Source organism: Erwinia sp. SLM-02 (genome assembly GCF_037450285.1).
Taxonomy (GTDB): Bacteria; Pseudomonadota; Gammaproteobacteria; order Enterobacterales; family Enterobacteriaceae; genus Erwinia.
Genome location: NZ_JAQISN010000001.1, coordinates 1,138,948 through 1,153,188, shown reverse-complemented (window position 1 = coordinate 1,153,188; position 14,241 = coordinate 1,138,948). Strand labels below are relative to the sequence as shown.

The following is a 14,241-nucleotide window of genomic DNA, read 5'->3' as shown; positions in this document are numbered from 1 at the left end:
GTCAGAACCCCTGTGCACTTGCTTTCACCAGCGCGGACTCTTCGGCCGCCGCCCGTGGAATATCGGCGGTCAGCTTGCCGCCGGACATCACCAGAATACGGTCGGAGACCGCCATAATTTCTTTCAGATCCGAGGTGGAAAACAGCACCGCAATGCCCTGCTCTGACAGCCTGACCATCATGCGGAACACGTCTGCCTTCGCCCCGACATCAATGCCCCGGCTCGGTTCATCCAGCAGCAGCAGTCGCGGATTGGTCAAAAGCGATCGGCCAATGACCACCTTCTGCTGGTTGCCGCCGCTCAGCGCGTTGATCGCCACCTCCGGCGAGGAGATTTTGATCGACAGATTGCTGACCGTACTGCTGACCACCGCCATTTCCTGTTTGTGAGAGATGGCAAACCGGTGCTCCAGCCGCTGCCACAGGCTGGCAATGGTCAGGTTGCTGGCCACCGAGGAGATGGGGAAGATGCCGGTACGTTTGCGGTCTTCCGGCACCAGGCTCATGCCCATCCGGATGCGGTCGGCGGTGGACAGCCGCTGCGGCACCGGTTTGCTGTCCAGCCACAGTTTGCCGAGATACGAGGGCTGGGTGCCGAGCAGGCATTCGAACAGCTCGGTGCGCCCCGCCCCCATCAGGCCGTAAATGCCGACGATTTCCCCGGCGCGCACGCTGAAGGAGACGTCGTTAACCACCGCGTTCCCGGCGGGGCCAACGCAGGTGATGTTTTCCGCCTCCAGCACCGTCGCGCCGAACTGGCGATCGGGGGTCAGGAAGCTGCTGACCGGCTCGCTGCCGAGCATTTCACGCACAATCCACGGCACATCAATGTCGCTGACCTGCGCTTCCGCCTGAAAGCGGCCGTCACGAAGGATGGTGATGGTGTCGCCAATCGCCATCAGCTCCTCCAGACGGTGCGAGATATAGATAATCGACACGCCCTGACGGGTCAGTTCGCGGATCACCCGAAACAGGATCTCCACCTCTGTTTTACTCAGCGCCGAGGTCGGTTCATCGAGGATCAGGATGTCGGTGTTTTCGGCCAGTGCTTTAGCGATCTCCACCAGCTGCTGCTGCCCGACTTTCAGATTGGCAACCAGCTCGCGCGGTGAAATCGCCTGGTCAAGCCGCTGCATCAGCGCCGCCGTGCGCGCCTCCTGCGCTTTTTCATCGATCGGCTGCACGCCTTTTTGCAGTTCGCGGCCGAGGAAAATGTTTTCCGCCACCGACAGGTTTTCAAACAGGTTCAGCTCCTGATGCACCATGCCAATCCCCAGCTTCGATGCCGCGCGGGTGCTGCTGAGCTGCACCTGTTCACCGTTAAGCCAGATCTCACCGCTGGTCGGCTGCTGCACCCCGGCGAGGATTTTCATCAGCGTGGATTTACCCGCGCCGTTTTCGCCGATAATCACGTTGACCTTGCCGCGCCAGACGCGGTAGTCGACGTTGTCCAGCGCCAGCGTGCCGGGGAACAGCATGGATACCGCGCGGGTGTGCAGAATAATCGGATCGCTCTGGCTCATTACGGCTGCTCCTGCTTGATCACCACGGCGACCGCATCCTCAATCCGCTGCGGTTGCAGGGTCACGGCCAGCGTCAGCTGAACGGGTTTGCCCACCCAGCTGCCGTCGATCTTCGGCAACTGCTGAACGTTATGCTGGTTCAGCGCTTTGGTCAGCCTGGCGAACTGCACCTGGTTGGTGAATTCTTCAAATTTGAATCCGGCCGCATCGCGAATGGCGTTGCTGCGGATAACCGGGCCGATAGCGACCGGCACCGATTCGCCATTAATGGTCACCGTCAACAGGCGTTCCCGGTCGGCAGCATCGCTGACCGCGGTCACCATTCCGGCGGCCTGAACAAAGACGCTGCTGCTGGTCTCCGGCTTCTGCGCGGCACTTCTGGCCTTCATGTCATTCCAGGTGAGGGCGCGATCCTGCGCCCCTTTCAGTACCCTGCTGTCCCAGTTCTCCTGCGCGATCTGCTGCGGGGTCTGACTGCTAAAGCTGGCTTTCGCTGCCGGATCCTTTGGCAGGATCGGCTGACCGTTTTCATCAAGGTCAACCACCGTACAGCCGCTGAGCAGCACGCTGGCGCTCAGCAGAACGGCGAGCGGAAGTTTCGTCACCATCATCGGCTCCCGGATCAGTTGGCGAGGTTAAAGGTTTTCAGCCTGCTGGCGTTGGCGTCGTCAATCAGCACGCAGTCCATCAGCTGCTTCTCTTCTTTCTGCGCTTTGCCGTGGGTCAGGTAGTAATCCGCCTGCTCAACGGCCATCTGCGCCTGCGCCCAGCCCGGCTGCAGCACGGTCGCCCTGATGTTGCCTTTATTGATAATCGAGTCGCGCACGTAGTCGCTGCCGTCGAAGCCCACCACGATCACGTTAGTTTTGCCGGCGGCCTTCAGCGCGGCTTCCGCGCCCAGCGCCATGGTGTCGTTACCGGAGATCACGCCAACGATATTGGGATTTTTTTGTAAAATGGTTTCCATGCGGCTGAAGGCTTCGGTCTGGCTCCAGTTGGCGCTCTGCTGTGCGACCATTTTCATATCCGGGTAATCATCCAGAACGTCGTGATAGCCCTGCGAACGTACCCCGGCGTTGGTATCGGATTCTTTACCCAGCAGTTCGACGTATTCCCCTTTGCCGTTCAGTAATTTGGCAAACTTCTCCGCCCCCAGCTGCGCACCCTGATAGTTGTTGGAGACAATCTGCGCCACCGCGACGCCGGATTTGTTGATTTCACGGTCGATCAGGAAGGTCGGGATACCGGCATCTTTCGCCTTCTGTACCGGGCCAACGGTGGCATCCGCACCGGCGTTATCCAGCACGATGGCCTTCGCCTTACGGCCAATGGCGGTTTCAATCAGCTGATTCTGCTTGCTGACGTCATCATCATGAGAGGCCACCAGCGTGGTGTAGCCGAGCGCCTTCGCTTTCTGCGATGCGCCGTCGGCTTCGGCTTTAAAGAACGGGTTATCGTGGGACGGGGTAATGATAACGATCAGCCCTTTATCCGCCGCAAACGCGGCAGAAGAGAGGCTCATGGCAGAAAGCAACAGTCCGGTAAGCAGGGTACGTTTCATCTTTTTTTATCTCCGCTGTGAATAATTATTCGAGCATGATTTATTATTCAATCACTATTATTTATTGCGCCTTTTTTGTCCAAACAATCCGCACGGAAAAGCGAGCAAGATCACAATATGCGTTTAAATTTATTACTAATGAGTAAGTTTATTTAAATTAATACTTATTTTTCAATGTAATGACAAGATAACCTGAAGGTAGTCGATGTGGTTTGCTGCGGTTCTTCATGGCTTGCGAACGGCAAGCGCCTTGCCGGTATCCTGGTAGACCACCCGATGGAAACGGAGGGAGTTTGAGTTACAGATGCAGATAAAGGGGAAAATGTGAATTTTTTATAAAAATGTTACAAAGTTTAGATGCCGTTTAGATAAAAATGAGAATAATTATCATCACCTTTTATTCTGAGTCTTTCCGAATATGAAAACTGTTCCCGCTTTGAAGCTTTCCGCTCTCCTTGTTACAACCCTGCCCGCCCTGGCGTTCGCCACCACTTATCCGCTGACCGTGACCGATATGGACGGCCAGCAGGTGGTGATCAAACAGGAGCCGCAGCGTATTATCCTGCAGGACGGACGCGAGATCCTCAGCCTCGCCCTGCTTGACCGCGACAATCCGTTTAAGCGCGTGGTCTCCTGGAACAACCTGCTGAAGAAGCAGGATACCGGCAGCTGGAATATGCTGAAAAGCCGCTGGCCGCAGTCTGAGAAAATCCTTGATATGGGCTTTTCTGACCAGGGTGAAGTGAATCTGGAAACGGTGATCGCCAAACATCCGGACCTGATGATTGCCCAGCTGCGCGCGAAGCCGTCGCTCCAGCAGACCGGCGTGCTGAAGCAGCTGGCGGCGCTGAATATTCCGGTGCTGTTCGTGGACGTGGAGCTGCATCCGGTACAGAACACCGCTGCCAGCGTGACCCTGCTGGGCAAGGTGCTGAACCAGGAAGACAATGCCAAAGCCTATACCGATTTCTATCAGCAGAAGCTGACTGCGATTCAAAACAGGGTGAAGGATATTTCACCGAAGCCGCTGGTGTTCGTTGAGCCGATTGCCGGTATCGGCGGCGGCGGCGATGCCTGCTGCTTTACCCACGGTCGTAACGGCTGGGGTGCTTTGGTTGAGGCCACGGGCGCGCGCAACATCGGCTCCGAGCTGCTGCCGGGCACCAGCGGAAACGTTGCGGTGGAAAAGGTGATTTCAATGGATCCTGATTACTACGTGATGAGCGGTTCAAAGCGCGGCGGCAAGGCGAGTACGGTGATCCCACTGGGCTACAACACCAGCGTTGAGGAGATCAAAGAGAGTTTCGATCGCCTGCGCAATCGTAACGGGGTGAAGGATATTCCGGCGGTGAAGGCGGGCAAGGTGGCGGCGGTTTACCATCATTTCTACAATCATCCGTACAATATTATCGGCATTGAGATGCTGGCGAAGGATTTTTATCCGCAGCAGTTTAAGGATGTGGATCCGACGGCGGATTATCACCAGATTATCCAGAAGTTTACCAGGCTGCCGGATGAGCCGATTAATATTGAGTATCATCCGGTTAAGTAGGTTGCTGGGGGTTCGGTGCCCATCGGGGGACCGTAACGGGCAGATCGCCGGGGCGCCGTGAACCCATCCCTGGGGGCTTGGCTGCCGCATCCCTGCGGCAGACACCCGGCTAACCTGTCCCGTTACGGTCCCCCTTTTGAATCGTTGCATTGCTGCCAGAGGACGATCGCTATTCTGGCCGTTCGGAGACTTTTTGCGGTGAGGTCCGTGAACGGGGCGACCGTTACGGGCAGATCGCCGGGTCGCCGTAAATACCTCCCTGTAGGCTTGGCTGCCGCATCCCTGCGGCAGACACCCGGCTAACCTGTCCCGTTACGGTCCCCCTTTTTGGATAATTGTGTTGCTACCGGGTAATGCACGGTTGTTAAGGCAGAAATTCAGAAACGTTCAGGCGATTGGGGCTGGCGGAAAACAGTTCGGTGCCCACGGGCGACCGTAACGGGCAGATCGCCGGGTCGCCGTGAACCCCTCCCTGGGGGCTTGACTGCCGCGTCCCTGCGGCAGACACCCGGCTAACCTGTCCCGTTACGGTCTCCCTTTTGGATAATTTCATTGCTGCCAGGAAAGGGACGGTTGTTCATGCAGCAGTTCAGAAATTCAGAAACGTTCAGGTGATTGGGGCTGGCGGAAAACAGTTCGGTGCCCACGGGCGACCGTAACGGGCAGATCGCCGGGTCGCCGTGAACCCATCCATGGGGGCTTGACTGCCGCATCCCTGCGGCAGACACCCGGCTAACCTGTCCCGTTACGGTCCCCCTTTTGAATCGTTGCGTTGCTGAATTGAGTGTGATGTTATGCCAGCAATATCATTTATCTTTATCTTTATCTTCACTATAAAATAGTGTATCCCATTGTTGAGCGTCTTCACTGGTCATAACCACACAAATACTCGTCATTTCTTTTAATTTTATGGAATTCTGATTATTGTCTGAAAATCGGAGGGAATCATAATTCACTCTATTAACAATACGTTTTAAATTACCAACACTATCTGGACATATTAAACTCTTATCACCTAATGAAAACATCCTTAAACCATATATAAAAAATCCTTTCTCTATTTTATCTTTTGTCGTGGTCATCCATATATGCTGAGGGAACATTTCAGGTTGATAACTCTCAGAACTGACTAAAAACTGGTGGTTTCTATTATCAGTAATCCCGGTAAAATAAAGAGAGCTACTAATTAATGAAGTAGACACATTAGGGAATAGTAATGATGTAAATATAATGCATATAATAGCAGTTATAGATATTTTCTTTGCTAATGGAATAATAGCCCCAACTTCATTTTTAAATGGTTTCTTCATTACTTCTTTATAGTAGACTATTGCAGGGAGAAACGACAAGAACGCAAATGCGAGCATGAAAACCAACGCTATCATCAGTGATACAATGCTTTCACCCGAGCTATTCTTCATAAGAAAAGTAACAGGAATCGATATAGATAAAGTGGAGGATGTCAATAAAATTGATGCCACCAACATCCTAAAAATATTATTAAGTTTATCTAAAAAATCATTAGCAATGAAATCATCATTCATTAGTGAAAACATGATACAAATAGCCAAAGATAGTATTGCGATTACAAAAGAAAGTTTTAAAGGTGATAGAGCCATTTCTTTCATACCTGAAATACCAGGAAGAAATGCTATAATTAAAAAAAGTACACATAAACCCCAACCAAACCATGGTAAGGAAAAAGGTTTCTTAACTAAGTCCGGGATAATTGAGTGATGTAAGATAAGTATTGCGCTTGGCAAAGTGAGTATCACCCCTATAGAACAGGACAATATAATTGAGGATATTAATAAAGATACCAGGCCAATGTTAATAGAAAATGAATCCATTAACAAATCCAACCTACCAATATTATTCAAATAACTCCATATTATCATACCTGATAAAACCGTCATGTACGGAATCATTTTAACGACACCCCTACTAACTTTAGATAATAACTCTTTTATTTCATCGGTTGTAGTAATTGCCATGATGCATCCTTTCACATTGGTTTGAGATCATGATGAAAAAAACTTTTGGCAAGAAGAATAGCGATTAACACACTGTGAGTATACGAGAAGGGAAAGAAATTATCTTTAAAATAGTTTTTTTGCTAAACCCTTATTCTAGACCTGTATTAAGCGAATCATTGGTACTCTAATTGTTTCGGGATGCTGCCACTGGTTAAGTAAAAACATACTGGGGGTTCTTTAATCGACGTCTGCACTTTTCATGTTTTCTAAACCGCATACTACCTCACAAATACAGCCATACATCATGACCAGTCGAAACCCGTCCCGTTACTGTCTCCCTTTTGAGTCTTTGCGTTGCTGCCGGATAAGGCACAGTTGTTGCAGCAGCACCAATGCATGCAGGCAATCGGGGCTGGACGGAAAAGCGGACCGTCCGAGCACAGGGAGGTGCGAGGCCGAGCGAACAGGGACGTGGCAGCGGGTCCGTGTTCCGGCCAGCCCCGATACGCCAGGCGCTGAATCTAAAGCGACTCACCAGGTACAGGGAGGTGCGAGGCCGAGCGGACAAGAACTTGATAGCGGGTCCGCGTTCCGGCCAGCCCCGATACGCCAGGCGCTGAATCTAAAGCGACTCACCAGGTACAGGGATGTGCGAGGCCGAGCGAACAGGGATGTGGCAGCGGGTCCGTGTTCCGGCCAGCCCCGATACGCCAGTCGCGGAAATTAAAGCGACGCTCCGGAGCGAACAGGGACGTGGCAGCGGGTCCGTGTTCCGGCCAGCCCCGATACGTCAGTCGCGGAAATTAAAGCGACGCTCCCGAACGAACAGGGATGTGGCAGCGGGTCCGCGTTCCGGCTAGCCCCGATAAGCCAGTCACGGAAACTGAAGCGACGGAATCCGTCCAGATCATAAGACTTAATAAGATCGTTAAAAGCTAATTCGCGGTTGAATCTGTTACAGAGGGGAAGGCTCCAGGATTACTTACTTCAACCCCTGCCGGTTTTTAGCAGAGGGATATGAGGAGCAGCATTTTCTGGAAGATACCCGGTTAATCTTGGGTCTGGTGCAACCTCAATCTGAATAGCATAAGGTTGGAAACCCGAACGGATGTAAAAATTTAGCGCGGCGGGATGATCGAATGTACAGGTGTGAACCCAAAAGCGACTGACGGGTTTATTCCAAACCATAAAGATGGCTGCATCCATCAAACATCGCCCCAACCCCTTACCCGTCGCCTGCGAAGTCAGGCCAAAAAAAGCAAGTTCACATTCGCCAGCTACACGATAATCCAGTTCAAGGATGCCGATATCTTTGCCGTCACATTGCAGCGCATAAACGACTACATTCTTATCTTCCAGTATTTCTGCAAGTTTGTGGTCCTTCATGATAATGCGAGAAAACCAAAGCCATTCTTCTCCAACGTGACGGTATAATTTACGGTAGCGATTCATATCTGTGCTATCGATAACTTCCAGCGTAACACCAGCAGGAAGCTCACCCTGCCTGACCCTCGGTTTCTCCAGCATCTCCAGACAGGTAACCACAGTGGCCACATGCCCGGCCGGCACGCTGGAATAACCTGCAGGAGCCATTGATATTGTGTTACTCATTTTCAGCACGTTCCTTAGTTTAAGAATTCTTCAGGTTCTTACATTTGGCGATGCAGTTTGTACACGTCAGTTCTTGTGAACAGACGTCTTTACCTCATTAAACCGCGAACAAAAAAGTACATTATGCACATTATGTTTACAAGCTTATGTTTTCAGATTGAAGTACAGGCAGGCACAATCTCATGACGATCTTTCTGCGCTCCATAACTCGGCTCAGCCAATTTGTATTTAGCAGGCGGTAGATTTGGCGTATCGATACATGCGGCTATCAGAATTACCGCCATCCCTGCGGCAGACACCCGGCTAACCTGTCCCGTAACGGTTCCCCTTCAGAACATGTGTTGCTGCCAGAAGAAATCAGTTGTTCCAGCAGCAACACCAAAGCAATCAGGCAATCGGGGCTGGCCGGAAAAGCGGACCGTCCGAGTACAGGGATGTGCGAGGCCGAGCGAACAGGGATGTGGCAGCGGGTCCGTGTTCCGGCCAGCCCCGATAAGCCAGTCGCGGAAATTAAAGCGACATTCCCGAGCACAAGGACTTGCCAGACCGAGCGAACAGGGATGTGGCAGCAAGTCCGTGTTCCGGCCAGCCCCGATACGCCAGTCGCGGAAATTAAAGCGACGCTCCCACCCGCCCCAATTCGCTAGGTGCTATACGTGCAGCGCTTTCCTTTAACTCCGACACGTGAAGTGCTGCTCTGGCCGCGAATCAAATCTGCGCTAACCCACCATCAACGTATATTTCCGCCGCGTTGATGAAACTCGCATCGTCAGACGCTAAGAATGCCACGGTTTTACCGATCTCTTCGGGTTCGCCCAAACGGCCCAGCGGCACACCCTCTGCCAGCGCGTCAAACAACCCCTGACGATGCTCTTCCGGTACCAGACCGCCCAGACCCGGCGTGCGGATTGGGCCAGGGCTGACCACGTTGACACGAATACCACGATCCTTCAGGTCAAGCGCCCACGAACGCACCAGGCTGCGGACGGCGGCCTTACTCGCGCTGTAAACGCTGAAGCTGGCCGTACCTTTCGCCGCTGCCGTCGAGCCGGTCAGAATGATGGACGCGCCTTTGCTCATCAGCGGCAGCGCTTTCTGCACGGTGAACAGCACGCCGCGCACGTTGGTGCCAAAAATGCGGTCAAAGTGCTCTTCGGTAATCGCGCCCAGCGGCATCATATCGCCACCACCCGCATTGGCGAACAGCACGTCCAGCCTGCCTGATTCGCTCAAAATTGTTGAAAACACGCTGTCGAGTTCGCTCAGAACGGAGGCATCGGCCCGGATACCTTTGGCCGACGGTCCGATTAAGGCCACCGCTGCATCCAGTTCTTCCTGACGGCGGCCGGTGATGTACACGGTCGCGCCCTGCGCTGCCAGTTCCTGTGCCGATGCCAGGCCAATACCAGAGCTGCCGCCGGTGACTAATGCAATTTTGTCTGAAAGTTTTTTACTCATGATGTCATTCCTTAATTTAAGTAGGGATAGATTGATTGGGTCATCTTTTGTTGGCGACGACGTTTGTTGTCGCGATGGAAGAAGCATATCTGCGAACGATAACTTTCAAAATAGAATGGTTTGCAACTCATCGTTGCAGATTTGAAATGATGAGTTTTCTGATTCCGACGGGCTTGCGAGATTAACGAACCTGACAGAGGAAGGTGAGCCTGCGGCAGACACCCGACTAAACCGTCCCAAGGAAGCACGGTTCGACACAACGACGGTTATTGAGCCGGTTGAAAGAAAACATACCGGATGGTATGTTCGTGTTTTTTAACAGATGGTCCGTTATGAATCCCGTTCTTATTGCTTATGCTTCACTGGCGACAGCCATTATCTCCGAAGTCATGGCGTCCTCATTCCTGCAACGTTCAGCTCAGTTCACCCGCCTGTGGCCTACGATCGCAATGGCAGTCTGTTATATTTTGTCCTTCTACATGCTCTCGCAGGCCCTGCGCGTTATCCCGTTAGGCATCGCATATGCTATCTGGGGTGGGCTGGGTATTGTGCTGACGGCACTGGTCAGCGTGTTTATCTTTAAGCAGACGCTTGATGCGTGGGCGATCGTCGGGATAAGTATGATTATCGGCGGAGTGATTGTGATGAACGTGCTTTCCCGCAGCGCCGGGCACTGATTTCAGGGAACGTCTCCCCCGCATCAGCGTTTACACACACGGCCCGGTGGCACAGCCGTACATCATCACCAGCGGGAACAGCGGCAACAGGGGGATCAGGGCGATGGTGCCCAGGGTACTTATCGTCTGGGTTTTATCGTTGACGGAGACCACCACCGGCCTGTCCAGGCGGTAAGGAGCAGCCAGTTCGGGTGCGTGAGAGGACGACCAGAAACCCTGAGCTTTAAACAGGATGCCCAGGTTATCGTTATCAATCGGAGCAGCCTTATATTCATTCACCAGCACGGCATGCTGCCCGGCATCCAGTTTGCGCTTATCCACCACCACCAGGTACTCCGCCGTCACCTCATGCTCTTTGACCAAAAAGCTAACTTTTACCCCGGAAGCCTGCTGATGAAAGCGTTCATAAAACGTTTTGTAGCGCTGATATTCCTGCGGCGTGCCATCGCGGAAGAAGCGATAACTGTATTTTTCAGAGCTGGCGATAATGCCGGACGCAATCGGTTTGACCGCTACAATGGTATCGGTCGGCGGCAGGTTTGGCTTACTGGTGCAGGCGGTTATCAGCATGACCGCCATCCATACCGCATAAACCCGGCTAATCTGTCCCATCACTGTCTCCCTTTCAGATCATTATGTTGCTGACAAAAATGATTATCGTACAGCCTTGCTTAAACACTTTATCTCAGGCCAGACATAGTTTTTCAAGCCGCCATACCAGGATAGTCAGGCAATCGGGGCTGGCCGGAAAAGCGGACCGTCCGAGCACAGGGATGTGCGAGGCCGAGCGGACAAGGACGTGACAGCGGGTCCGCGTTCCGACCAGCCCCGATACGCCAGGCGCGGAAACTGAAGCGACGTTCAGGCCAGCTCCGATAAGCCAGGAAGAAAAAATGACGTACCTGACTCAATCCGGATTTCAGTCCTTATTCCGACAGATCAACGCTATTTCCTGCCAGGATCGTTGCAGGGAATGAGAACGGTCCGACAGCGGCTGTCGTCTTCGGACCAGGCTTCCCCCACCTCATTCAGAGGACGTTGTATAAACGGAACAGACAAGCCATGGTTTAATACTGCCTGAAAAAGCTCACCTATCGCGGCAGTCAATTCTGCATCTGAAACGCTACCCAGCCCGCTGCCCATCAGCGTTAAGCCTGATGAACGCAGCAATTTACTATGCAGGTTAATTTCCTGACCGCTAAGTGACCCAATCTGAACGAAACGCACGGTTTTTGCGCCACCGGCAACGGCCGCAGTCATAATATCCAGTGCGCTTTGACCCCAAAGATAATCAAGAACAACGTCAATCCCCTCAGCCATTAAGGCGGGTAATTCAGATGGCAGGGAGTCCAGCGTTAAAACAACATCCGCGCCCTGTTCACGTAATTTGTTCAGGATATCTTTATTTCGTCCCGTTGCAATAATCTTCCCGGCACCCAGACAGCGAGCGATGTGTACGGCCAGACCGCCCGATGTGCCGGTTGCGCCATTGATCAGAACCGTTTCGCCCTGTTGTAAAATTGCCCGGCGCGTTAACGCAGCCCAGGATGACATTCCGGGGTTTGCAATCGCCGCTGCAAGAACAGGGTTCAGTCCTGGGGGTAAGTGCACAACATTGTCCAGTGAAACCCGTGTTTTCTCCGCCATGCTTCCCCAGGGAGCGTTAAATGACAGGAAGTACACGGGATCGCCGTTGCTGAGGTAACCGGTCCCATCAATCCCGGGAATGAAGGGAGCAGAGGTCATTGAGCTGTAATGCTTTCCAGCCGCGCGTGATTTTGCCAACTGGCTAATCGCGGCGGCTGTGACGGTAATAACGGCCTGACGATCGCTGGCCTCTGGATCAGGATACTCACCGTACACTGGCTTTTCGCCCTGCTGGTTAATAATCGCTGCTTTCATCTGAATGTTCGCCTGTAGCCAATGTTATTTATGTGTATAATGCACACATTAAATTCAGCCAAAGCCGGTGTCAATAAAAAGCGTGCAAAATACACATAAACTCCAAGATTTTTCCGATCTGCATGATGCATTACTCACCCTTGTTGGCGTGTTTAATCGTCCGCAACGTGATGAATTAATGATTAAAGCATCGACAATCAATCTCGATCGCGCACTGTTTCCTCTTTTGGTTCAAATCAGCCGGTTTGGTCCTATTGGTGTCGTCGAACTGGCAGACAGAGTGGGCCGCGATTACACCACGGTCAGCCGTCAGGTCACAAAGCTTGAAGAAGCGGGTCTGGCACAGCGGCAGAAGAACGCGAAAGATAAGAGGATCAATGAAGCCGTTATCACGACAGTGGGTAAAGCGATGACCGATAAGATTGACGCAGCGCGTGAAGACATTTACCAGAAAGTTTTCCAGCAATGGCAGCCGAAAGACCGTGTACAGCTTGAACGCCTGCTTAAACAGTTCGTTATTGATTTTTCTTCGTTGGATGAAATTGAGAAATAAGATGAGTCTCCGGGCCTGCCTGACGGGCAGGCCCGCAGGAGATTTATCGCGCGCTATTCCGGCCGCTGCTTTCCTGTGATAACCGCCAGAAGTCGTGGCCCGCCGGATACTGGTACAAACGCAGGGAAAATTTCCCCGCCACGGCGGTAATGTATTCGAAGATCTCGGACTGCGTATTCTCGTAGTCCATCCAGAAAATCGACGAGGTAAAGCAATATATTTCCAGCGGCATGCCGGACGGCGACGGCTTCAGCGTTCTTGCCACAATGTACATGTCTTTAATAATGTCCGGCCGGTCGGCGAGATACGCCATCAGATAATGGCGGAACAGCGTTAAGTTAGTCAGCCCGTTATCAATAAACCAGCTGTCCGCCACGCCGGTGGGGTCGCGGCCATCAAGCAGTTTCGCCAGCGGTTCATTCACCCCGCGAATCGATAACATCGGGGCCAGCATCTCCTGAGAAAGGAAGTTAACCGAGTGCTGATCGATACTGGTACTGCGCATTATCCGCCGCGCGCCGGAGGAAAACATCGCCTGCCAGTTGGTGTAGGTTTCGGTGAGGAAGTTTTTGGTCGGGATGCGCGAGATGGTGTTATCCCAGTTGCGGATGGTGATCGTATGCAGCGCAATATCGGTCACCTCCCCGCTCAGGTTCTTGTCGGGCATTTCAATCCAGTCGCCGAGCTGCAGAACGTCATTAGACGAAAGCTGAACGTTGGCCACCAGCGACAGCAGGGTATGCTGGAACACTAACATCAGCACCGCCGCCACCGCACCGAGGCTGGAGATAATAATCGCGGGTGATTTATTCGACATCACCGCCAGGATCATAATCGCGGCAATAACGTGGATTAATATTTTTCCTATCTGAATATAGCCCTTAATCGAATGATTTTTGCGCTTGCTCTTGCGCAAATAAGAGCTGTTAACGATATCGAGCATTTCATTGAAGAACACCGACAGGAAAATAAAGAACAGAATGCCACAGAAGGTATTAATCGCCGCCACCAGCGAAGCCGGCATATTCGGCATAAACTGCAGGAGGTAATAGACGATAATGACCGGCATGAAATTGGAGAGTTTTTCGGCTATGCGTCGATCCTTCTCCAGCGGGACGTCCTTTTTATGGCTGGCAAAGAACACCCTGCGCACCACTTTAATCAGCAGGAATTTGCACAAAATGTGGGTAAACATGCCGGAAACGATCAGCAGAATAAGGTTAAAACCCACGGCCAGCGCCGGATTCCCTTCAATAAACTTAAATAAATAGTCCAGATATGCCATCTTTAATCGCCTGAATAAGTATGCCAGTTTGTATTCGCAACGGCCTCCGGCCAGCTTATACAAAAATTTAACCTGTTCTCATGATGACATGTCAGGGACATTCAAGTCCACGATCGAGGGGTAAGGCAAAAGACCCGTTGCACA

12 protein-coding genes are annotated in these 14,241 nt (G+C 52.3%); 3 read left to right on the top strand and 9 right to left on the bottom strand.

The features are described 5' to 3' along the window. Position 1: 1 nt before the first annotated feature. The 3 genes from PGH32_RS05360 to PGH32_RS05350 are packed head-to-tail and all read right to left on the bottom strand — an operon-like array spanning position 2 to position 3,083. Entirely contained in the window at positions 2 to 1,522 is a 1,521-nt protein-coding gene (locus tag PGH32_RS05360; RefSeq protein ID WP_337893405.1) for a sugar ABC transporter ATP-binding protein, read from the bottom strand. After that, entirely contained in the window at positions 1,522 to 2,130 is a 609-nt protein-coding gene (locus PGH32_RS05355) for a DUF2291 family protein (protein WP_337893404.1), read from the bottom strand. Before PGH32_RS05355 ends, PGH32_RS05360 begins: the two co-directional genes overlap by 1 nt. A gap of 14 nt (positions 2,131 to 2,144) precedes the next feature. Then, on the bottom strand, positions 2,145 to 3,083 hold the full coding sequence (locus PGH32_RS05350; protein WP_337893403.1) for a D-ribose ABC transporter substrate-binding protein: 939 nt from the start codon (positions 3,081 to 3,083) through the stop codon (positions 2,145 to 2,147). A 418-nt stretch (positions 3,084 to 3,501) separates the two neighbouring features. Between PGH32_RS05350 and PGH32_RS05345 the strand changes: the two genes are divergently transcribed. Continuing rightward, positions 3,502 to 4,635, top strand: coding sequence for an ABC transporter substrate-binding protein (locus PGH32_RS05345; protein ID WP_337893402.1), 1,134 nt, complete (start codon positions 3,502 to 3,504; stop codon positions 4,633 to 4,635). An 806-nt stretch (positions 4,636 to 5,441) separates the two neighbouring features. On the opposite strand, the gene PGH32_RS05340 is transcribed toward PGH32_RS05345, so the two are convergent. From PGH32_RS05340 to PGH32_RS05330, 3 genes are all read right to left on the bottom strand, one after another. Next, complete coding sequence (locus tag PGH32_RS05340) at positions 5,442 to 6,629, bottom strand: hypothetical protein (RefSeq protein WP_337893401.1); 1,188 nt, start codon at positions 6,627 to 6,629, stop codon at positions 5,442 to 5,444. A gap of 969 nt (positions 6,630 to 7,598) precedes the next feature. Beyond that, positions 7,599 to 8,222 (bottom strand): GNAT family N-acetyltransferase, encoded by a 624-nt coding sequence (locus tag PGH32_RS05335; protein ID WP_337893400.1) that lies wholly within the window; start codon positions 8,220 to 8,222, stop codon positions 7,599 to 7,601. Positions 8,223 to 8,930: 708 nt separating this feature from the next. Next, positions 8,931 to 9,680 carry an SDR family NAD(P)-dependent oxidoreductase gene (locus PGH32_RS05330; protein WP_337893399.1) on the bottom strand — a complete coding sequence of 250 codons (750 nt, stop codon included), beginning with the start codon at positions 9,678 to 9,680 and terminating at the stop codon, positions 8,931 to 8,933. A gap of 332 nt (positions 9,681 to 10,012) precedes the next feature. On the opposite strand from PGH32_RS05330, the gene PGH32_RS05325 reads away from it, so the two are divergent. Beyond that, a complete protein-coding gene (locus PGH32_RS05325; RefSeq protein ID WP_314427269.1) occupies positions 10,013 to 10,357 on the top strand; it encodes a DMT family transporter in 345 nt (114 codons plus the stop codon). Positions 10,358 to 10,387: 30 nt separating this feature from the next. Here PGH32_RS05325 and PGH32_RS05320 read toward each other — a convergent pair whose 3' ends face one another. Together PGH32_RS05320 and PGH32_RS05315 are read right to left on the bottom strand one after the other, a co-directional pair. Then, complete coding sequence (locus PGH32_RS05320; protein ID WP_443112767.1) at positions 10,388 to 10,936, bottom strand: hypothetical protein; 549 nt, start codon at positions 10,934 to 10,936, stop codon at positions 10,388 to 10,390. A gap of 366 nt (positions 10,937 to 11,302) precedes the next feature. After that, positions 11,303 to 12,259: a quinone oxidoreductase family protein gene (locus PGH32_RS05315; protein WP_337893398.1), complete on the bottom strand. Its 957-nt coding sequence runs from the start codon at positions 12,257 to 12,259 to the stop codon at positions 11,303 to 11,305. 73 nt (positions 12,260 to 12,332) lie between these two features. On the opposite strand from PGH32_RS05315, the gene PGH32_RS05310 reads away from it, so the two are divergent. Further along, positions 12,333 to 12,812, top strand: coding sequence for a MarR family winged helix-turn-helix transcriptional regulator (locus tag PGH32_RS05310; protein WP_337894260.1), 480 nt, complete (start codon positions 12,333 to 12,335; stop codon positions 12,810 to 12,812). A 43-nt stretch (positions 12,813 to 12,855) separates the two neighbouring features. Here PGH32_RS05310 and PGH32_RS05305 read toward each other — a convergent pair whose 3' ends face one another. Beyond that, positions 12,856 to 14,097, bottom strand: coding sequence for a mechanosensitive ion channel family protein (locus PGH32_RS05305; protein ID WP_337893397.1), 1,242 nt, complete (start codon positions 14,095 to 14,097; stop codon positions 12,856 to 12,858). Positions 14,098 to 14,241: the final 144 nt, after the last annotated feature.

Excerpts from the sequence above, each read along its gene's own strand:
- PGH32_RS05360 (WP_337893405.1), bottom strand. The coding sequence starts at position 1,522 with ATGAGCCAGAGCGATCCGATTATTCTGCACACCCGCGCGGTATCCATG.
- PGH32_RS05355 (WP_337893404.1), bottom strand. The coding sequence starts at position 2,130 with ATGGTGACGAAACTTCCGCTCGCCGTTCTGCTGAGCGCCAGCGTGCTG.
- PGH32_RS05350 (WP_337893403.1), bottom strand. The coding sequence starts at position 3,083 with ATGAAACGTACCCTGCTTACCGGACTGTTGCTTTCTGCCATGAGCCTC.
- PGH32_RS05345 (WP_337893402.1), top strand. The coding sequence starts at position 3,502 with ATGAAAACTGTTCCCGCTTTGAAGCTTTCCGCTCTCCTTGTTACAACC.
- PGH32_RS05340 (WP_337893401.1), bottom strand. The coding sequence starts at position 6,629 with ATGGCAATTACTACAACCGATGAAATAAAAGAGTTATTATCTAAAGTT.
- PGH32_RS05335 (WP_337893400.1), bottom strand. The coding sequence starts at position 8,222 with ATGAGTAACACAATATCAATGGCTCCTGCAGGTTATTCCAGCGTGCCG.
- PGH32_RS05330 (WP_337893399.1), bottom strand. The coding sequence starts at position 9,680 with ATGAGTAAAAAACTTTCAGACAAAATTGCATTAGTCACCGGCGGCAGC.
- PGH32_RS05325 (WP_314427269.1), top strand. The coding sequence starts at position 10,013 with ATGAATCCCGTTCTTATTGCTTATGCTTCACTGGCGACAGCCATTATC.
- PGH32_RS05320 (WP_443112767.1), bottom strand. The coding sequence starts at position 10,936 with ATGGCGGTCATGCTGATAACCGCCTGCACCAGTAAGCCAAACCTGCCG.
- PGH32_RS05315 (WP_337893398.1), bottom strand. The coding sequence starts at position 12,259 with ATGAAAGCAGCGATTATTAACCAGCAGGGCGAAAAGCCAGTGTACGGT.
- PGH32_RS05305 (WP_337893397.1), bottom strand. The coding sequence starts at position 14,097 with ATGGCATATCTGGACTATTTATTTAAGTTTATTGAAGGGAATCCGGCG.